The sequence below is a fragment of the Nocardioides sambongensis genome (genome assembly GCF_006494815.1).
Taxonomy (GTDB): Bacteria; Actinomycetota; Actinomycetes; order Propionibacteriales; family Nocardioidaceae; genus Nocardioides; species Nocardioides sambongensis.
Genome location: NZ_CP041091.1, coordinates 2,418,188 through 2,437,432 on the forward strand (window position 1 = coordinate 2,418,188; position 19,245 = coordinate 2,437,432).

Below are 19,245 nucleotides of genomic sequence, written 5' to 3' on the forward strand. Positions count from 1 at the left end.
GGGTGGCAGCGCCCGCCCCCACGCTCAGTGGCAGACGGTCTCGCCGCAGCCCGGGATCGCCACGACCCGCCCGCTCACCCGGGCGTCGAAGTGGTGCAGGTCGCTGGCGCCGTAGGTCCAGGCCATGGCGTTGGCCGTCATGATCCGCACCACCGCGTGGTCCCGGGACCGCCAGGCCACCCGCGGGTGCGAACGGCTCTTCCACCAGCGGTTGGGGTAGACGCCCTGCGGCGAGGTGTAGGGGTTCTCCCAGGGATTGATGTCCAGCGCCCGCCCGTAGGAGTGCGGGGAGCGGACTCCCGGTCGGCCGACCACGTCGCGGCAGTTGAACGCCGAGGTGTTGCCGGTCGCCATCGACCGGTAGTCGTCGGCCCCGTGCAGGCGGGAGGACCATCCGAACCGGTCCACCCGGTACATCGAGCGGATCGGGAGCTTGCGCCGGTACATCGCGGCGATCGCGCCGGCCATCTTCCCGATCGCACCGGAGGCGGCGACGAGCTCGCCCCGGCGCCGGTAGCCGTCGTAGTCCCAGTAGTTGATCCGGAGCAGCCGCAGGCCGCCGCGCCCGACGGGGCAGCCTGCGTGCCAGCTGCGGCCGGTCATCTGACGCCAGACCCGGTCGGGGACGGTCGTGATCCGTGCGTTCGGTCCGGACCCGACGGCGTGGGCCTGGGCCGGTAGGGGGCGCGGCCGCGGTGCAGCCGCGGGGAGGCGGACGGGGGTCCCCGGCGGCAGGTTGTCCAGCGCGTGCACGGGGCTCCGGTCCCCGGTGACCCAGGCGAGCCGCCGGGCCACCACCCGCCACCGGGTGTCGGTGCGCGGAGAGACGGTGAAGGAGACCCGACCACGGGCGTCGGTGCGCCCGCGGCGGGCGGTGACCCACCTGCGACCGTCCTTGCGCTGCAGCTCGACCCGTCCTCGCTGCACCGGGATGCGTCCGCCTCGCCACCGCGCGGTGAGGGGCGTGGTGGTCTCGTCGACGAAGCTCGTCGGGCCGCTCAGCGTCACCCGGCCGGTGCGGCGCAGCAGCCGCACCCGGTGGGTCGCCACGGCGGGGTCGTGGATCTCGTCGCCGGCGTAGCGGGCCCGCACCACGTTGTCGGCCGGGCGCCGGTGCTGGGAGATCTCGACCGCGGCGACGCCGTCCTCGTCGGTGACCCGGTCGGCCAGCGGGCGCCACTCACCGCCCACCCGGCGCTCGATGCCGAGCGTCGCGCCGGCCAACGGTCCGGTGCCGGCGTCGAGGGTGAAGGTCACCTCGACCACCTGCTGCACCCGCGCCGGCGGCGAGTCGGCGGTCAGCCCGGTCCGCTCCGCGGCCTGGACCGGCGGTGGCGCGACGGCGGCAGCCGCGGCGACGGCGAGGAGGAGTGTGCAGAGCCCGAGAAGACGCGATCCGACCACCCGGGCACCCTACGTCTGCGCCCGCCACTGCTGCGGCAGCGGCGCGGGAGCGGCCCGTGAGCGTCAGTCGGCGGGCTGCTCGGCGCCGCGGCGCCAGCGGATGCCGGCCTCGAGGAAGTCGTCGATCTCGCCGTCGAAGACGGGCTGCGGGTTGCCGGTCTCGTAGCCGGTGCGCAGGTCCTTGACGATCTGGTAGGGGTTCAGCACGTAGTTGCGCATCTGGTCGCCCCAGCTCGCGGCCACGTCGCCCTTCAGGTCCTTCTTGAGCGCGGCCTCCTCGGCCTTCTTCTTGGCCAGCAGCTTGGCCTTGAGCACGATCATCGCCGCCGCCTTGTTCTGCAGCTGGGACTTCTCGTTCTGGCAGGAGACCACGATGCCGGTCGGGATGTGGGTCAGCCGCACGGCGGAGTCGGTGGTGTTGACCGACTGCCCGCCGGGACCGCCGGAGCGGAACACGTCGGTGCGGATCTCGTTCTCGTCGACCTCGATCTCGTCGGTCTGCTCCAGCTGCGGAACGACCTCGACCGCGGCGAACGAGGTCTGGCGCCGGCCCTGGTTGTCGAACGGGCTGATTCGGACCAGCCGGTGGGTGCCGACCTCGACGGAGAGGGTGCCGTAGGCGTAGGGCGCGTGGATGGCGAACTCGGCCGACTTGATGCCGGCCTCCTCGGCGTAGGAGACGTCGAAGACCTCGACGGGGTACTTGTTGCGCTCGGCCCAGCGGGTGTACATCCGCATCAGCATCTCGGCGAAGTCGGCGGCGTCCACCCCGCCGGCGCCGGAGCGGATGGTGACGATGGCCTCGCGCTCGTCGTACTCCCCGGAGAGCAGGGTGCGGACCTCGAGCGCCTCGACGTCCTTCTTCACCTTGGTCAGCTCGTTCTCGGCCTCGGCGAGGGTGTCGGCGTCGGCCTCCTCGGCCGCCAGCTCGGCGAGCACCTCGAGGTCGTCGATCCGGCCGCGCAGGTTGTTGAACCGCTCCAGCTGCCCCTGCAGGGCGGAGAGACGGCCGGTGACCCTGGTGGCGTTGGCCTGGTCGTCCCAGAGATCGGGCGCGGCGACCTGCTGCTCGAGGTCGGCGATGTCGGACTCCATCTTGGTCAGGTCGAGGACCTGCTCGATGGTGCGCATCGTCGCAGTCAGCTGCTTGATCTCGGCGTCGAAGTCGGGGCCTGCCACAAGGAGCCACCCTACGGGTCGCCGGGGCGGCGTGGCGAAACACGAGCGTGCGGGGTGGGCTCCCCGGCTCGGCGCGGGTCAGGCTCAGCCGCGTCCGAAGACCTGTGCGGCGTACCAGACGCCGTCGTCGGACCGCGCCGCGCCGACACCGATCAGCCGGAAACGGCCGTCCAGGATGTTGCGGCGGTGCCCCGGCGAGTGCATCCAGGCCTTCACCACCGACTTTCCCGTCGGATAGCCGTAGGCGACGTTCTCCCCCACCCGGCTCAGGTCGCAGCGGCGCAGCACCGCGCCCATTTCCTGGTGGAACATCCGCTCCTGGGCAGCCATCCGCCGCGCCTGCTTCCGCGCCATCCGGGTCAGGCACCGGTGCACCCGCACCTGGCGCCGCTCGTGCGCGACCCGGCGGCGGTTGGTGTGGGCCACGGTCCCGGTGACGTACGACGCGGTGGTGGTCCGTTGCACCTCCCCTCGCCCGTCCGGCGTCACCCCGGTGGCCGGGGCGGGCAGTGCCCACCCCAGAGCGAGGGCGACGACGAGTACCAGCAGAGCCCGGTGCAGGTGGTAGACGTCGGTCATCGTTCGACGCTAGTCACGCCCGATCGTCGGGGTCCATGGAAAGCACCGGACCCGGGACGTTCTCGTGCGAACGTCCCGGGTCCGGGATGGGTACGAGGACCCGGTCAGCGCTTCAGCTTGCGGAACCGGAAGACGTCCCGGTCGGAGCGGAAGTCGCGGTCACCGGCGTAGCTGGCGACCACGCGGTAGCTGCCGGCCTTCAGGCGCGGGCCGACGGTGCAGGTGGCGCGCCCCTTGCGGACCGTCGCCACGCACAGCCGCTTGCCGTTGCTGGTGAAGGTGACCTTGCCGCTGGCCTGCCGGTCGACGGTGGCGACCAGGCGGACCGGCTTGCCCGCCCGGACCGTGCCCGGCTGGGCCTTGGCGTTCAGCCGGGCGTCGGCCTTGGCCCTCTCGGTGATGGTCAGCACGACGTTCTTCTGCGCCGCCTCGTGCGCGTCGTCGCCGGAGTAGAGCACCGAGAGGACGTACTGGCCTGGCGCCGGCATCACGCCGACCTGGCAGCTGGCCACGCCGTCCTCGATGGTCGCGGTGCACAGGGCGTCCTCGCCGTTGAGGAACTCCACCGTGCCGGTCGCCGCCGCCGGGTCGACCTCCGCGGTGAGGGTGAGGTCCTCGCCGAAGGCCGCCTTGACGTTGCGCGCGGTGACCGTGGCCGGAGTCAGGTCCGGCTCGACGGCCTCCACCACCCGGACCACCCGGGTGGCCACGGTCTGGTTGCCGTTGGTGTCCTCCACCAGGTAGGTCAGGCCGTAGCTGCCGGTCCGGGCCGTGTCGACCAGGCCGACCACCTCCACCGCGTCGGTCACGTCGCCGTCGGTGTCGTCGGTGGCGCTGACGCCGGCCATCGGGTCGAACGCGACGCCGACCTCGACCTCGCCGTCGGCGGGCAGGGTCAGCTCCGGCGCGGTGACGTCGGTGCCCGCGGCGGTGGCGACGAAGACGCCGCCGAACTGCCGCAGGCCCCGGACGACCTCACCGTCCGCGGTGCGGCTGTCGGCCACCCACGCGTAGGTCTCACCCTCGTCCAGCCCGGTCCACTCGACGGTGGCCGGCCACCCCGACCGCGCCGTGTCCTCGCCGATCACGGTCTCGGTGGGCGTGACCACGGTGAGCGCATCGGTCTCGAACGAGGTGGTGCGGGTCTCCAGATCGACGGGAAGGACGAGGTTGTCCTCGGCTCCGTTGTAGCGTCCCCGGTTGTCGTACTCGGTGGCTCCGAAGTTGTCGAAGAAGGGCGAGTAGGTGTCGATGCTGACCTGCGACTTCGCCACGTCGAACTGCAGCAGCCGCAAGAAGCTGGCACCGAACTGGAGCTGGTCGCCGGCGGCGTGGTCGGCGACCCCGTCGCCGTCCAGGTCGATCTGCCCGTTGACCACCCTGTCGGGCCACAGCTCACCGGCCGCGACCGTGTAGAACTGGTAGTCGGCGAGCAGCTCGACGACACCGTGCTGCACCGTGACGCCCACGTCGGACTTCACGTTGGTGCCGACGCCGTGCTCGTGGCCGGCCAGCACCAGGAACACGTTGGGGTTGTCGGTGACCACCTCGTCGAAGAGCCGGTTGCCGTCCGCGGAGAACGCCGCACCGCGACCGTCGGCCGCCGAGGACGGCGCCAGGTAGGCGTGCGTGAGCAGGATGCCATTGCGGTCGTCGTACCGCTCGAACACGCTGCTCGCCCAGTCGGCCTCCTCCTGGGTGACGCCGTAGGAGAGGCCCACGGCGACGAAGTCCAGGCCACCGGCGGAGAACAGGATGTAGTTGTTCTGGTTGTCCCGGCCCTCGGTGACGACGGCGCCGCTGTCGTCGGTGACCTCGTCGTAGGCGTGGTAGGACGCGCCGTCCGGCCAGGCCTGGGAGGCCTGGTAGTACCGCTGGGGGCCGTACCACTGGTTGAACCGCGACTCCGGTCCGGTCTCGTTGCCGAGCTGGTTGTCGTGGTTGCCGGCGATCACCTGGTTGACCACCCCCGCGTCGTCCAGGGTCTCCTGGGCGGCGGAGGTGAAGTCGAACTCGGCGGTGACCTGCTCGTCCAGCCCGGGCCAGCGCAGGTTGCCGACGCCGTCGACGGCCAGCGGGTCGTTGTAGTCGTTCTCGATCACGTCACCGGTGTGCGCGGTGTAGGCGATCTTGCGGTCCTGGGCGTTGTCCGCGATCCACTGGGTGGATGCCTCGTACGCCGAGGCCCAGACCTCCTGCTCGATCTCGTGCATCACGTCGCTGGACTCCTCGTTGCCGTCGAAGTCGTTGTACGTGCCGCCGGCAGCGCCCTCGGCGAGGTACTGCGTGTCGGTGAAGTGCGCGAGTGAGAAGTCGTAGTCGGAGGGGTCCTCGAAGGAGTCCTTGTCCTGCTGCGCCGACTCGTCGCGCGGCGAGAGGTCGTCGGCGAACGGGTCGATCCCGGTCACCATCAGGTGGACGGTGCCGTCGTCGACCAGGGCCGGACGGATCCGGCCGCTGACCACGGTGTCGCCGGTGTCGGTGCCGCGGGACTCCGCGATCTCGACCCAGCCGGCCGCCGCGGCGTCCCAGGCGTAGAGCTGGACGGCCCGCTCGGGGTCGGCCACGCCGCTCCACACGGCACGCTGGCCGGAGACCGCCCCGCTCACCTCGACGTCGTAGCGCTGGAACGGGATGTGCCGGGTGGAGACGGTCTCGCTGGTCTCGCCGTCGGCCACCTGCTCGCCCGCGACGTCGGCCTGCTCGGAGTAGTCGAACTCCAGGGTGGTCGGCAGTGCGGTGACCACGCCCTGGTACCCGTCGCCGGCCACGGTGGCCTCGGCCTCACGGAAGGTGGTGGTGACCTCCGAGCCGTCCGGGCTGTCGGCGATCGCGGAGAGCGACACCGTGCCGTTGCCCTGGCCGTTGTCGGTGCCGCCGCCGGTCGGGATCGCGGAGGAGGTGAACGGAACGGTCCAGGAGTAGGGCTCGCCGAAGACCCCGGTCGCGGAGATCTCGATGCGGTGGTCGCCGGCGCTCATGCCGGGGCCGATCTCGTCGCCCGGCGCGATCTCCTCGCCGTCGAGGCGATAGGTCCACCCGGTCGCGTGGTCGGGGTTGGTCACCTCGACCTCGAAGGTGGTCGGCTCGGTCAGGTGATCGCCGTCGGCCGGCGTGGTGGAGGTCAGCGCGACCTGGGCGCCGGGCACGTCGCCGAGCTCGGCGGCGTACCGGGCCCCGACCTGAGCGGAGTCCAGCGCCCGGGAGTAGACCCGGGAGGCCGCGATCGTGGCCGGCGCGAAGAACTGCGCGTTGGCGTTGTTGGCCGCGTCGGCGCCGAGGACCCACTGGGTGGCGGTGCTGCTCGGCTTGCCCAGCGGGCCGGGCGCCGTCGTCGTCTTCTGCAGCAGGCCGTTCAGGTAGAGGTGCGCGTTCGCGCCGTCCCAGACGCCGATCGCGTGGTACCAGCGACCCGCCTGCATCGTGGCCCCCGTGCCGCGGTAGGAGCCGCCGGTGTGGGGGTTGAAGGTGAGCTGGTCGCCGTAGATGGCGATGGTGGTGCCGCCGGCCTCCTTGGAGGAGCAGAGGTCCTCCTCCTGACCGGCCGGGAGCTCACCGTCGAACTTGAAGGTGCACTCGATCGTGTACCCGTCCGCGAGGGCGTCCCACTGCTCGTAGAACGCGTAGCCGTAGGCGTCGTCCACGCCGTCGAAGACGCCGACCTGACGTCCCAGGGCGGTGTCCTCCTCGATCACCGGCGTCCCCCAGGTCTTCATGGTCAGACCCTGGGCGTGGTCGGTCGCGGTGCCGTCGGCGAAGTCGACGTCGAGGATGTCGGCGTCCGGCACGGTGACCGCGAAGCCGTACTCGGCGGCGGCGTCGGAGACCTCCGCCGCGCTGAGCGGCGACGACCAGACGCGGGCACCGGCGAAGGACGCCGGCGGCGCCCACTGCCCGACCCCGCTCGGGGAGGCGTCGCCGCCGACCACGAACCGGTGGGCGGCCGCGTTGGGCGGGCCAGGAAGGCCCCACTCGCGGCCGTGGTGCCGACCGGGGCTCCGTTCACGTAGAGGGTCAGGCTCGCGCCGTCCCAGACGGAGACCGCGTGGTACCAGGTGTTGCCCTCGACCGGGCTGAGCACGGACTTGTAGCCCCCACCGATGTGCGCCATCGTGCCGAGGTTGCCGCCGCTGACGTAGATCGAGAGGCCGCCGCCCTCCTTGGAGGAGCACAGGTCCTTCTCGGAGCCGATCGGCATGGTGGTGTCGACCCGGAAGACGCACTCGACCGCGAAGCCGTCGGTGATCCCGCCCACTGGCCGGCCCAGTCGAAGGAGACCGCGTCATCGGCCAGCTGCGGGTCGGCGCCGTCCGCGGTGACCCGGAGGGTCTCACCGTGGTCGGGGTCGGAGGCGTAGGTCGGCGTCCCCCACTCGGTCGGTGCCAGGCCCTGGGCACGGTCGGTCGCCGTACCGCCCTGGAAGTCGGCGTCGAGCAGGTCGGCCGCCGGGACGGCGGCGGCCGCGGGCGCGGCCACCGGAGCGGCGGGTGCCGCCGTGCTGGGGGCCGCGAGCAGGCCACCGGCACTGAGTGCGGCCGCCAGGCTCGCGCTCAGACCGGCGAACGCCGTACGGCGCCACGCGCTGCGGCTTGGGGCGTGGTCGGAACGGACGTGTCGTGAGGTCACGACTGGTTCTCCTTCAGTGGTGGGAGGGTGCGGTGTGGTGCCGCCGGAGCCAGAGGGCGCCGGCGAGGAGCAGGACGAGGAGGACGCCGAGGACGGCGCCGATCTGGAGTACGGCGCTGCGGCCGAGCCCGGGCCCGTCCGTGGCGCTCGAGCCGGAGTCGGAGTCGGCGGCGCCGGCGCCGTCCGGGGCGGTGGCGTCCGGGGCGGTGGCCGCGGCGAGCACCGCGCTGCCCTCCGGCAGCTGCCAGGAGTGGCTGGTCGCGTCGGACCCGTAGACGGCGCGCTGGCCGGCCGGGCCGCTGGCAAGGGTGCGGTAGGCCTCGTGCAGGTCGAGCAGGGTGGTGACCTCGACATCGGCCTCGGTCGGCGCGGGCGCACAGCTGAACTGCAGGGTGGCACCGTCGGTGATCAGGTCGCCGACCGCGACCACCTCGCCGGGGCAGGCGACCCCGTCCGCGACGACACGGATCCGGTCCACCAGGTAGCCGTGCAGCTCGTCGGAGTCCGCGACGGCCGCCGCGTCGCCGTCCTCGTAGGTGATCGCCCCGTCGAGCATCACCCGGTCCTCGGGCAGCACGCCGAGGGAGATGCCGAGCAGGGTGAGGTCGTCGGCCATGCCCACCCGCCACACCACCTGGACCGTCCCACCGCTGCGTCCGACCTCGACGGTCTGCGGGTTGCCGAACGGGTGGGCGGCGACGCCGGTCCCCGCGGTGGCGATCGGCGCAGCGACGCCGAGCAGCGCGGTCAGCACCATCACTGCGCCGAGCAGGGTGAGCGCCCGGCGCACGAGTCGGGCGCTCATCCGGCGACCAGGCCGGACGCGGCGCCGACGGTGATCGTGACGCCGATCAGGGTGATCGTCACCGCGGCCAGCGCGGGACCGACGCGGGTCGCGATCATCAGCGCACGTCGGGACTCCGCGGCGCGGGCGACCACGTTGCGACCGCCGAGGGCGAGCATCCCCACGCCGAAGAGCACCGTCGCCAGGCCGAGACCGAAGGTGATCACCAGGGCCAGCGCGAAGCCCGAGCGGCCGCTGAACAGCCCGGTGACCAGCACCAGGAACGCGGTCGGCGACGGGACGAGTCCACCGGAGATCCCGAGCAGCACCACACCGGGACGGGTACGACGTGGCGCCGGGTCTGTCTCGGCCACCGGCGCGACCTCGGTGCGCTCCAGGGTCGCCACGGTGCCGCTGCCTCCGTGGCCGTGTCCGTGCCCGTGGCCGTGTCCGTGGCCGTGGCCGTGCCCGTGGCCGTGCCCGTGCCCATGGCCGTGGCCGTGCCCATGGCCGTGGCCGTGGCCTCCGCGGGCTGCGCGTCGCAGCAGCACGGCGCCGACCGCGACCACGATGAGTCCGCCGACGAGCTGGAGGGTGCCGGTGAGCTGCTCCAGGCGGACCAGCTCGGAGAGGGAGAAGAAGGTCCACGCCACCGCCACCACCAGCACCGACGTGGTGTGCATCAGTGCGACGCTGCCGCCCATCCAGGCCGCGTCGCGGACACGCCCCTCGGAGCCGATCAGGTAGGCGGCGGCGAGGCTCTTGCCGTGGCCGGGGCCGATCGCGTGAGCGGCGCCGGCGGCGAAGGCGATCAGGAAGGCGACCGGGACGAACCCCGGGGCGGTGACCAGTCCGACGAGCCGGTCGCCCAGCGCCGTCGCGAACGAGAACTCGAACGAGGTCGGGATGAACGCGGGAATGGTCGGGGGCGCGAGGGCAGGCAACAGCACGGACTTTCGGGTCGACGGTCGGAGCGGCTCCTCACCCCGGGGCGACGACCGCGGACCTCACCCTGCTGAGCACGGCCCACCGGCGCCCGACCCGCACGTGGACCGTCGGGGACCCGCAGGTGAACAGTTGCCGCGCGCGGGGGTCGATCGGTGGTACAACGCCCCCGGAGGATTGCAGCGCCGCTGCAACGGGGCGCCGACGACGGCGCAGGAGCCCGGATGCCCGGGCGAGGGAGGAAGCACTGTGAGCACGACCCCCACGAGGAAGCCCGGACGCACCCGCCGCCTGGCCGGCGCGATCGCGGCACTGGCCGCTGCGGTCGCCGTACTGTCGCCGATCGGAGCGGCGCAGGCCCGGGAGCGGCCGGAGCCGCCCCGCGCGACCCACGCGACGGCGACGTTCCCGACGCGCACGGTGACCGACCGTGCCGGCAACACCCTGCTCGCCGACCGGTCCGGGCGGTCGCTGGACCTGCGCGGCACCAACCTCGGCAAGTTCGACGACATCACCGAGGCCGACGTCGCCCGGATGGGCGCGGCCGGCTTCACGCTGCTGCGCCTGCCGATCCAGTGGCGCAAGCTCGAGCCCGTCCAGGGCGAGTACGACGCCACGTACCTGCAGCACATCCGCGACGTGCTGGGCTGGGCCGACGAGCACGGGCTGCTGGTGATGGTCGACTGGCACCAGGACGTCTTCGGTCCGGCGTTCGGCTTCGACGGCATCCCCGCGTGGGCCACCCGCGACGACGACCTGCCCTACGAGCGGTGGCCCGGCAACTGGTTCGACAACTACTTCCAGCCCGCCGTCCAGGCCGCCTTCGACCACCTGTGGAACGACGAGGACCTCCGGCAGGCCCAGGTGAACACCTGGACCTACCTGGCCGAGCACCTGGCCGGCGAGCCCGCACTGCTGGGCTACGACCTGTTCAACGAGCCGATGGCCGGGACCATCGAGCCCGAGGACCTCGCGGATCCGTCGCTCACCCAGGTCGCGGTGAAGGCGCTGGCCTTCGAGCGCGGCGAGCTGGCCGCGATGTACCGCCGGGTGATCGCCGGCATCCGCACCGTCGACTCGACGTCGTGGCTGTGGGTGGAGCCCACCGTGCTGGTCGGCGAGGGCCTGCCGACGCAGCTGCCGGCGTTCGACGACCCACGACCGGGCGCCGACCGGATCGGGTACGCCCCGCACGCCTACTCGACCGCGGTCGAGGACGGTGACGACTGGGACACCGACAGCGGCTTCGTGGAGACCTACGAGCGCGCCATCACCGCCTACCCGCGCAAGAACGACATGCCGGTGATCGTCGGCGAGTGGGGCCCGATCGCCGCCCGCGACGGCTACCCGGGCAACGTCGAGCTGGTGAAGCAGCAGGCGGCCAGCTTCTCGCGCTTCGCCTCGGGCTGGACGATCTGGTACGGCTGCATCTCCGAGAACGGCGGCGGCTACTGCATCTTCTCCGACGAGGAGGGCAACCTCGACCCCGGACGCTCCGCGGCCTGGCGCCCCTACCCGCTGGCGCTGGCCGGCACCCGGGTCTCCGAGCACCTCGGGGCGGCCGGCTACCGGCTGCGGGTCGACCCGCGGCGCTCGCCACGGGTCTCCTCGGTCGTGGTCCCGGGCGGCTTCGCCGACCGGGTCGCGGTCCGGATCACCAACCGCGGCAGGACGGCGAAGAACTTCCGCATCTGGGTGTCCGGGCCGAGCAGCACGGGCACCCGGACCGTCACCTGGCAGACCGGGCCGAAGCGGAGGTCGACGTACGTCGTCACCATCAGCCGGCGTTGATGGCGGTCGGGGTCCCGGGCCGCTCGGGACCCCGACCCCCATTCAGCTCTCCGTTCAGCTCTCCGGTCGCACGACGGCCGCCGCACTCGCCCGCACCACCGGCCGCACCGGCGCTCCGGGCATCGTCAGGGGCAGGTCGACCGGCGCGCTGAGATCGACGACGACCTCGTCGTCGGCGACCCGCACCTGCACCGACAGTCCGGGGTGGTCGCGCAACGCGCCCACCTCCGTCAGGTAGTCCCGCACCGCGCGGCGGGCCGCCGCGACCGACAGGTCGAGGTCCTCGCCACCGATCCCGTGCCGATAGGCGTCGGCCCCCTGCGCGGCGAGGTCGGCGCCCCGCAGCGCGGCACCGTCGGCGAGCGCGTCCAGCTCCTGCCGGCGCAGGTACGCCGTCCCGGCGTCGACCACGACCACCACCAGGAGCAGCACGATCGCGGCGAAGAAGATCAGCAGGGGCATCGTCGACCCCCGCTGCCCACGCCGCGCACCTTGGTCAGCCCGCACCGGTGATCTCCCGGAACTGACCGATCGGCACCGTGTGGGAGGCGTCGAGCGCGAAGCTCGGCGCGCCGCCACCGAAGAAGTCGGGGAAGAGCGGGAGCGCGACCTCGGTCGCGACCCGCACCGTGATCACCGAGGTGCCGCTGTGGCAGTCGCTCGGGTACGGCGTGCACGTCACCCGCACGACCGGCCGCGACTCGACCCCCTGGTCGGCCAGCACCTGCCGCGCCGCCGCCACCGCCCGCTGCTCACCCACCAGGTCGTTGGGCGCGAGGGCGTAGGCGCGGGCGGCCGCTCGTGCGGCGCCGCTGGTGCCGAACGCCCCGCTCTGCACCTCGAACACCGACACCACGATCCACAGCAGCGGCATCAGCAGCAGGATGCCGACCCAGGTGATCTCGACCAGCGCACTGCCCCGATCGCCGCGGCGGCCGTGCCGGCGCTGGTGCACGCTCACGGCTGCTCCTCGACGGCGCGGGCGCTCACGTCGAAGGAGACCGCGGGGCCGCCCAGGCCCAGCGCCGGCACCTCCGCGTGCACCACGATCTCGACCGCGGCGGCGCCGTCGAGGGTGGTGCGCCGCGGCGTGACCGCGGTGACGTAGCCGCCGCCGGCCGCGGCGGCGATCTGCTCGCGGGTGCGGGCCACCCCGTCGGCGGGACCGCGGTCCGCTGTGGCCGCGAGCCGTGCGCCCTCCGAGGCGGCGGAGGCGAGGGTGGAGCGCACGTGCAGCACCAGCGCGACCTGGACCAGGCCGAGGAAGACCGGCACCAGGATCACCATCGCCAGGGTGAAGTCGACCAGCGCGCTCCCCCGCTGGGAGCGCCGCGGCCCTCTGGTGCCCGGGCGGGCGGTCACTGCACCGAGTTGAGGGCGGAGCGCAGCATCTGGTTGAGCTCCGGACCCGCCATCCGGAACAGGCCGTAGCCGATGGTGATCGTCATGACGGTGACCAGCACCCAGCCGGGGACGTCCCCGCGTTGGTCCCTCGACGCGAGCCGCTCCTGGACGGCCAGGTGCAGCCGCGTGCCGAGCATCAGCAGCGTGGTCAACGGTTCCATGGTGGTTCCTTTCCCGAGAGTGAGACGCAGCAGAGGTTCAGGGCCGGCGGTCAGGCTGAGACCGACGAAGCCGGGCCAGAAGGCGAAGAGGATGGTCACCGGGAGGATCAGGAAGACGACCGGGACCATCATCGCGATCTCCTTCCGGGAGGCGTGCTCGATCAGCTCGCGACGCCCGGCCTCCCGCACGTCGGCCGCCTGGGCGTGCAGCACGTCGGCCAGCGGGGTGCCGCGCTCCACGGCGACGGCGACACCGTGGGCGAACCGGGCGACCACCGGGACGCCGGTGGTGGCACCGAGGCGGTCGAAGGCATCGCTGACCGGCTCCCCGGTGCGGATCCCGGCGAGCACGCCGGCGAGCTCCCGTCCGAGCTCGCCGCTGCTGCGACGCACCACCCGGTCCAGGGCTGCCACCGGCCCCTCGCCGGCCGCCACCGAGAGCGCCAGCAGTTCGGCGATCGTGGGGAACTCCGCGACGATCGCCCGCTCCCGCCGGCGCACCTGGGCGCTCAGCCGGTTCTCCCGGAGCATCACCCCCAGGACGAACGAGCCGGCCGCCAGCAGGATCGCGGCGAGCGGGTCGACCGGCTGGCTCCACGAGCGGAGCAGCAACAGGCCGGCCGCGGACGCGAATCCGATCAGTCCCCACACGACCTGCTCCACGCGGAAGTCGGGCACGCTCGTCTCGAGGCCGGCGCGCTGCAGCCTCCTGCGGATCGACGGGGCGCCCCCGAGGACCCGCTCGACGGCGTCCGCGGTCCAGCGCAACGCGGGGCCGTAGACGGCGGCCACCGCGGAGCGGGGCACCTGCGCCGGGCGCCGTGGGTCGCCGGGGCCGGGCACGACATCGCGCAGGTAGGGAAGAACGCGGCCCTCGAGGTCCGGGCGACGCAGCGCGAGAGCACGTCCCACGACCAGGGCGATGCCGGTGGCGGCCAGTGCGCCGAGCAGGCCGCCGGCGAGTGCCGGGCTCACGAGAGGATCCGTCGCTCGGCGGGCAGGCGCCCGACCCGGATCATCACCCGGTAGGCGACCACGCAGGCGGCCGCGCCGAACGCCAGGACCAGGGCGCCGGCGGGGGTGCGGTAGCGCTCCACCACGTCCGGTTCGGAGGCCATCAGCAACACGACGACCCACGGTGCTGCGACGGCGAGGCGAGCGCTGTTCACCGCCCAGGACTGCCGCGCCTCCAGTTCGGAACGGGTCCGCAGGTCGTCCCGCAGGTAGCCGGACAGGTTGCGCAGGAGCCGTCCCAGCTCACCGCCGCCCACCTCCCGCGCGATCCGGAGACCCTCGACCACCCGATCGCCGATCGGGTCGGCGAGGCGATCCTTGAGCCGGTCCAGACACTCCCCGAAGCGACCGGTGACCTGGTAGTCCAGGGCGAACGCCTCGAAGGCTCCCCGCAGCGACTCCGGGCCGCGCACGCCGAGCGCGGCGACGGCGTCGGGCAACGACATGCCGGCCCGGACCGCCGAGGCGAGGTCGTCGACCGCGTCCGGCCAGACCTGGCCCAGCTCGGCACGTCGTCTCCGCGCCCGCCCCGAGACGATCGCCACCGGCAGTGTGGCCAGCAGGGCCCGAGCACCACCGCGAGCGGCGGGGTGGCCGTGAGCAGCAGCACCACGAACGCGCCACCGGCTCCGCTGGCCATGCACAACGCCCACAGCGAGGACTCGCGCACGTCCTGCATCCCCGCCTCGGCGAGCAGGGCGGCGAACCGGCCCGGACGCGGGGTCCGGGGCTGCCGGGGCCAGGCGAACGCAGCCCACACGAGCAGGGCACCCAAGCCCGCCCCGAGTCCGACCAGCGCTCCCACCCGTGCCTCCTCAGCCGCCGGCGTTGAGGAGTCGGAGCGGGTCGATGCCGACCCGCTGGAAGTTCTCCAGCCGGGGCGGCACACCGATCCCCCGCCGCAGCCGTCCGTCGACGCTCTCGAAGACCGGCTCGGTCTCGATCAGGTCGTTCTCGATCCGTCCCGGGACGGCGACGATCTCGTTGACCCGGCGCGCGCCGCGCGCGTCGATCCCCAGGTGCACGACCAGGTCGATCGAGGCGGCGACGGTCGGCACGACGAACCGCGCGGAGATGTTCTCCCCCGCCAGAAGCGGCAGCGTGCACACCTTGGTCAGCGCCTCACGCGCGCTGTTGGCGTGGATGGTGCACATGCCCGGAAGCCCGGAGTTCAGCGCCAGCAGCAGATCCAGGCACTCCTCGGCGCGGACCTCGCCGACGATGATCCGGGAGGGGCGCATCCGGAGCGACTCCTTGACCAGGTCCCGCAACCGGATCTCACCGGTCCCCTCGAGCCCCTCCTGCCGCGTCTGCATCGCCACCCAGTCCGGATGGGGGAACCGGATCTCGAAGACCTCCTCGGCCGAGATCACCCGCTCCGAACCGGGTATCGCCGCAGCCAGGCAGTTCAGCAGCGTGGTCTTCCCGCTCTGCGTGCCTCCCGCGACGAGGATGTTCAGGCCCGCGCGCACCGAGGCCTCCAGGAACGCCGCCGCCTCCGGCGGCATGCTGCCCAGGTCGACCAGCTCGCCCAGTCGGGCAGCACGGACCACGAACTTGCGGATGTTGACGGCCGAGAACCCTCTGCTGATCCCCTCCAGTACGACGTGCAGCCGGTGACCCGCCGGCAGCATGGCGTCGACGAAGGGCTGGGCGAGGTCGATCCGGCGTCCGGTCGTCTTCAGCATCCGCTCGACGAGCTCGGCGACCTCGGCGTCGGTGAGCACGATGTTGGTCAGCTCGTGTCGCCCGTTGCGTGCGCAGAAGACCCGGTCGCTGCTGTTGATCCATATCTCCTCGACGCTCGGGTCGTCGAGCAGCGGCTGCAGCGGTCCGAATCCGGCGACCCTGGCGACCAGCTCGGCGACGAGAGCGTCGGGGTCACCGATCGGGGCGACCATGCCGGTCAGGCTCCGCTCGTCGTGCTCGCGGACCAGGGCGCCGGCCAGGCGTCGTACGGCAGCGACCTCGTGCTGCGGGTCGAGCCCCTCGCTGCGCACGGCGGCACGCAGCATGGCGTCGAGGTGGAGGACCACCTCGTCCGGCGCTTGGGCGTCGGCCAGTACCGCCATGACAACTCCCCGAGATGAGATCGGCAGTGGCCGGACCACCGTAAAGGGTGATCCGCGCCGGTGACAGACGTTGTCCACAGGGTGCGCGGCCGGCCGACCCTGTGACCTGCATCCGATGTCGGCCGAACCGAGGACACCGTCGGACCCTCGTGTGACACTTCTGAGGACGTCAGCACGAGGGTGGAAAGCCGCTTCGGCGCAAAGCTCCCCGACAGCCATGTGCACGCCCCGTTCCACGAGCCGCTCGTGAGGCACCGGGCGATCATGCGGGCTGGGCCTCGGTGATGACGTCGATCCTGCATGCCCGGCCGAACCCGCGCCGGGCGAGTCTCCCTGGAGGAAGTCCGTGAAGAAGCTCATCGCCGCCGCCCTGACGGTGGCCGCCGTCTCGGCACCGATCGCAGTCACCGACGCTGCGCACGCTGCCGGCAAGAACCCTGCCTGCATCACGAAGGCGGAGTTCAAGAAGGTCAAGAACGGCCAGTCCCCCAAGAAGGTCGCCACGATCATCGGCTCGAAGGGAAAGGTGGTCTCCACCACGCGCTCCGGCGGGTGGGTGTACGTGATGCGCGAGTACAAGGCGTGCAGCCCGTTCAACCGCTACTCCGCGGTGATGGTCACGTTCGACAACATGACCAAGCAGTTCACCAAGGGGCCGCTCACGGTCGACGGCAAGACGGCGATCTGGCTGCACAACTGAGGCACCTTCCGCCGCAGATGCTGCACGGGCCCGACGACACTCGATGTCGTCGGGCCCTCGCCGTTTCGCGGGTGGCGCGAACCCGCCGACCCCGCACGTCGCTCGCGCGGGTGGGCCTGAACGGAGCGGCCCCACGCAGGAACCACAGGATCGACACCCAAGACAGAACTAGAACTTGTCTCAGTTTTGTGGTGGGGTGCGGGTGACGGACGTCACGGGAGGGTGGACGGACGTCTCATCGAACCACCAACGGGAGGGATCCTTCATGAGCCTGCGCAAGCGCAGTGTCCGCACCATCGCCGCCAGCAGCATCCTCGGCCTGACCGCCGGCACCGCAGCGGTCGTCGGCCTGGCCGCTCCGGCCTCCGCCGACGCCGGCAGCTTCATCTGCGGCACGCCGATCGGCGACCAGACCTTCGCCGCCGAGATCAGCATCGGCGCCACCACGATCGCCGGTGGCAACACGCCGATGAACGCGACCTTCACCATCCCGTCCGGCCTGGCCGACCTGATGCGGGGCGTGCTGGGGACCACCGAGGTCGGCGGCAAGGCGACCGGCGCCAACACCGCCGGCAGCAAGGCCAGCCCCTCGAGCCTGAACATCAAGCGGGAAGAGATCCCCACCAGCGGGGACGTGCCGCTGGCCGGCAAGGGCACCGCCAAGGTGCCGGGCACGGTCGGCAGCACCGTCGAAGTCGCGGCCGGCCCCCACGAGCTGGCGATGAACTTCTACGACGCCGCCGGCGCCGCCACGCCGTTCTCGGTCTCCTGCACCCCCGACGGGGACTTCGCCATCGGCTCCACCAAGATCGTCAAGGCCACCTCGAAGGCAGCCGTCGGCGTGAAGTACACCGCGAAGTCGAAGAACGCCGCGGTCACCGCGAAGTTCTCGAGCAACGGCGCTCCGGCGACCGGCAAGGTCCAGATCCTCATCAAGAAGGGCAAGAAGACGGTCGGCAAGCGCATGGTGGCGCTGAAGAAGCAGACCGCGCGGGCCAGCTTCAAGATCAAGCAGAAGGGCAAGTACACCGCGATCGCGACCTACAAGGGCAGCGCGAACGTGAAGGGCAGCTCGGCGAAGAAGGCGTTCACCGCCCGCTGATCGGGCCTCGACCCGCATCACCACGGACCGGCGGGGTCGGTGTCTCCGGGAGGGAGAGACCGGCCCCGTCGCCCGTTGTCCGGGACCGTTCGGGCCAGCGTCAGGCGGGCGGACCGGGCGGTGCCGTCGGCGGCACTGCGCCACCACCTGCGCCCGACCCACCGGTCACGTCGTACCGCGGTGCGTAGGGAGCCTGCTGCGCCCCGTACTGGGCCTGGTACCGGTCCCGGGCCTGTGCTTCGTACTGGTAGGTCGCGTACTCGTGGTCCAGCCGCTGGATGCGGACCGCCAGCCAGTCCAGCAGCGCGCGGGCGGCGAAGCCGACGATCGCGTAGACCAGCATCGCGAACAGCACCGAGGTGTCCAGGACGGAGTCCACCTCGTTGCCGCCGGCCAGGCCGAGGTCCATCGGCGCGAAGATGTCGGCGAACGGCTGCATCGCGCGGTCCAGCGCCCGGTAGACCCACTCCACGAACCCGGCGCTCGGGTTGGCGCCGAGGAGCAGCAGCACGAATCCCAGGCCCAGGATGATCACCGCCACGATCACGTAGGCGTAGACCGCGTAGCCGAGCACGCGGCCGACGACGAGCGTCACCTTGCGCTCGGAGTGCAGCGACGGCTCCTCGGGGGCCGGACCGGCCGGTGCGGGGACGGCTCCCCCGGCGGGATAGCCGGAGGAGTGGCCGCCTGGCGGCGGGCCGGCGGGCGGGACGACGGGGTCGGACATCGTGCTTCCTCCTGGTGTCGAGCAGGTGCGGACGAGGATGCGGCCACTGCCACGCTAGCGGGGAGGCGCCGCCGTCGGACAGCCACTCGCGGGCCGCGGACCCACGTCACTCACCCGCGGCGACGTACGGCGTCGCGCAGTGCCTGCTCGGGATCGACCCCCTGCGCACGGGCTCGGGCCACCAGCGCCAGCAGCTGCTCCCCGACGTCGTCGGAGCCGGTGTCCACCTCGATCGGCTCGCCGCCGCGCTCACGGCGGTCCAGCGTCTTGTCCGCGAGCAGCAGCGCGGGCAGGCCGGGCGGGAGGTCCCGCGGAGCCGACCGCGCTCCCCTCTCCTGCTCCTTCTCCTGCGCCTTGGCCTGCTGCCAGAGGTCGTTGACCGCGTCCGGGTCGAGGTCCGCGTGGCTGCCGTCGGCCGCGGGCGCGAAGACGTGCGGGTTGCGGCGGACCATCTTGGCGGTGATCCCCGCGGCGACGTCCTCGAGATCGAACTCGCCGGCCTGCTCGGCGATCACCGCGTGGAACACCACCTGGAGCAGCAGGTCGCCCAGCTCCTCACGCAGGTGCGACCAGTCACCGGAGGCCGCACCGCCGTCGATGGCCTCCAGCGTCTCCGCCGTCTCCTCCACCAGGAACCGCTGCAATGAGCGGTGGGTCTGCTCGGCCTTCCAGGGGCACTCCGTGCGCAGCCGCCGCATCACCGCCACGAACTCGGTCAACGCCTCGAGCGGCTCCCCCGGCTCCGGATCGTCCACCG

The 19,245-nt window shown here is 72.4% G+C and carries 17 protein-coding genes and 1 pseudogene; 3 read left to right on the forward strand and 15 right to left on the reverse strand.

Translation table 11 applies throughout. The features are described from left to right. Positions 1 to 24 precede the first annotated feature (24 nt). From FIV43_RS11395 to FIV43_RS11425, 7 genes and pseudogenes are all read right to left on the reverse strand, one after another. The gene (locus FIV43_RS11395; RefSeq protein ID WP_141014226.1) at positions 25 to 1,404 is read right to left on the reverse strand and encodes a M15 family metallopeptidase; all 1,380 of its coding nucleotides are present in this window, start codon (positions 1,402 to 1,404) and stop codon (positions 25 to 27) included. Positions 1,405 to 1,467: 63 nt separating this feature from the next. Continuing rightward, positions 1,468 to 2,583: a peptide chain release factor 2 gene (prfB, locus tag FIV43_RS11400; protein WP_141014227.1), complete on the reverse strand. Its 1,116-nt coding sequence runs from the start codon at positions 2,581 to 2,583 to the stop codon at positions 1,468 to 1,470. Positions 2,584 to 2,667: 84 nt separating this feature from the next. Next, positions 2,668 to 3,162, reverse strand: a complete 495-nt coding sequence (locus tag FIV43_RS11405; protein WP_141014228.1) for a CAP domain-containing protein — start codon at positions 3,160 to 3,162, stop codon at positions 2,668 to 2,670. 104 nt (positions 3,163 to 3,266) lie between these two features. Next, the gene (locus FIV43_RS11410) at positions 3,267 to 7,091 is read right to left on the reverse strand and encodes an Ig-like domain repeat protein (protein WP_231123048.1); all 3,825 of its coding nucleotides are present in this window, start codon (positions 7,089 to 7,091) and stop codon (positions 3,267 to 3,269) included. Between the two features lie 77 nt (positions 7,092 to 7,168). Next, positions 7,169 to 7,360, reverse strand: a pseudogene (locus tag FIV43_RS23815) (hypothetical protein); the annotation flags it as partial. A gap of 441 nt (positions 7,361 to 7,801) precedes the next feature. After that, entirely contained in the window at positions 7,802 to 8,593 is a 792-nt protein-coding gene (locus FIV43_RS11420) for a hypothetical protein (RefSeq protein WP_141014231.1), read from the reverse strand. Then, positions 8,590 to 9,522 (reverse strand): HoxN/HupN/NixA family nickel/cobalt transporter, encoded by a 933-nt coding sequence (locus FIV43_RS11425; protein ID WP_141014232.1) that lies wholly within the window; start codon positions 9,520 to 9,522, stop codon positions 8,590 to 8,592. The genes FIV43_RS11420 and FIV43_RS11425 overlap by 4 nt, the downstream gene beginning before the upstream one ends. 244 nt (positions 9,523 to 9,766) lie before the next feature. Between FIV43_RS11425 and FIV43_RS11430 the strand changes: the two genes are divergently transcribed. After that, on the forward strand, positions 9,767 to 11,308 hold the full coding sequence (locus tag FIV43_RS11430; protein ID WP_181407461.1) for a glycoside hydrolase family 5 protein: 1,542 nt from the start codon (positions 9,767 to 9,769) through the stop codon (positions 11,306 to 11,308). A 54-nt stretch (positions 11,309 to 11,362) separates the two neighbouring features. Here the strand turns inward: FIV43_RS11430 and FIV43_RS11435 are convergent, their stop codons facing one another. The 6 genes from FIV43_RS11435 to FIV43_RS11460 all read right to left on the reverse strand — a co-directional run bounded on the left by FIV43_RS11435 (position 11,363) and on the right by FIV43_RS11460 (position 15,959). Further along, the gene (locus FIV43_RS11435; protein WP_141014234.1) at positions 11,363 to 11,770 is read right to left on the reverse strand and encodes a pilus assembly protein TadG-related protein; all 408 of its coding nucleotides are present in this window, start codon (positions 11,768 to 11,770) and stop codon (positions 11,363 to 11,365) included. Positions 11,771 to 11,804: 34 nt separating this feature from the next. Next, positions 11,805 to 12,269, reverse strand: a complete 465-nt coding sequence (locus tag FIV43_RS11440; protein WP_231123059.1) for a hypothetical protein — start codon at positions 12,267 to 12,269, stop codon at positions 11,805 to 11,807. Next, the gene (locus tag FIV43_RS11445) at positions 12,266 to 12,670 is read right to left on the reverse strand and encodes a TadE family protein (protein ID WP_231123061.1); all 405 of its coding nucleotides are present in this window, start codon (positions 12,668 to 12,670) and stop codon (positions 12,266 to 12,268) included. Before FIV43_RS11445 ends, FIV43_RS11440 begins: the two co-directional genes overlap by 4 nt. Then, on the reverse strand, positions 12,667 to 13,848 hold the full coding sequence (locus tag FIV43_RS11450) for a type II secretion system F family protein (RefSeq protein WP_141014235.1): 1,182 nt from the start codon (positions 13,846 to 13,848) through the stop codon (positions 12,667 to 12,669). The genes FIV43_RS11445 and FIV43_RS11450 overlap by 4 nt, the downstream gene beginning before the upstream one ends. After that, a complete protein-coding gene (locus tag FIV43_RS11455; RefSeq protein ID WP_231123073.1) occupies positions 13,845 to 14,432 on the reverse strand; it encodes a type II secretion system F family protein in 588 nt (195 codons plus the stop codon). Before FIV43_RS11455 ends, FIV43_RS11450 begins: the two co-directional genes overlap by 4 nt. Positions 14,433 to 14,702: 270 nt before the next feature. Then, complete coding sequence (locus tag FIV43_RS11460; RefSeq protein ID WP_141014236.1) at positions 14,703 to 15,959, reverse strand: CpaF family protein; 1,257 nt, start codon at positions 15,957 to 15,959, stop codon at positions 14,703 to 14,705. Positions 15,960 to 16,305: 346 nt separating this feature from the next. Here FIV43_RS11460 and FIV43_RS11465 point away from each other — a divergent pair, with 346 nt between their 5' ends. Together FIV43_RS11465 and FIV43_RS11470 are read left to right on the forward strand one after the other, a co-directional pair. Beyond that, positions 16,306 to 16,659 carry a hypothetical protein gene (locus tag FIV43_RS11465; RefSeq protein WP_141014237.1) on the forward strand — a complete coding sequence of 118 codons (354 nt, stop codon included), beginning with the start codon at positions 16,306 to 16,308 and terminating at the stop codon, positions 16,657 to 16,659. 265 nt (positions 16,660 to 16,924) lie between these two features. Further along, a complete protein-coding gene (locus tag FIV43_RS11470; protein ID WP_141014238.1) occupies positions 16,925 to 17,761 on the forward strand; it encodes a hypothetical protein in 837 nt (278 codons plus the stop codon). A 100-nt stretch (positions 17,762 to 17,861) separates the two neighbouring features. On the opposite strand, the gene FIV43_RS11475 is transcribed toward FIV43_RS11470, so the two are convergent. Beyond that, on the reverse strand, positions 17,862 to 18,488 hold the full coding sequence (locus FIV43_RS11475) for a YggT family protein (RefSeq protein WP_141014239.1): 627 nt from the start codon (positions 18,486 to 18,488) through the stop codon (positions 17,862 to 17,864). 110 nt (positions 18,489 to 18,598) lie between these two features. Beyond that, positions 18,599 to 19,243, reverse strand: a complete 645-nt coding sequence (locus tag FIV43_RS11480; RefSeq protein WP_141014240.1) for a MazG nucleotide pyrophosphohydrolase domain-containing protein — start codon at positions 19,241 to 19,243, stop codon at positions 18,599 to 18,601. Between the last annotated feature and the right edge of the window lie 2 nt (positions 19,244 to 19,245).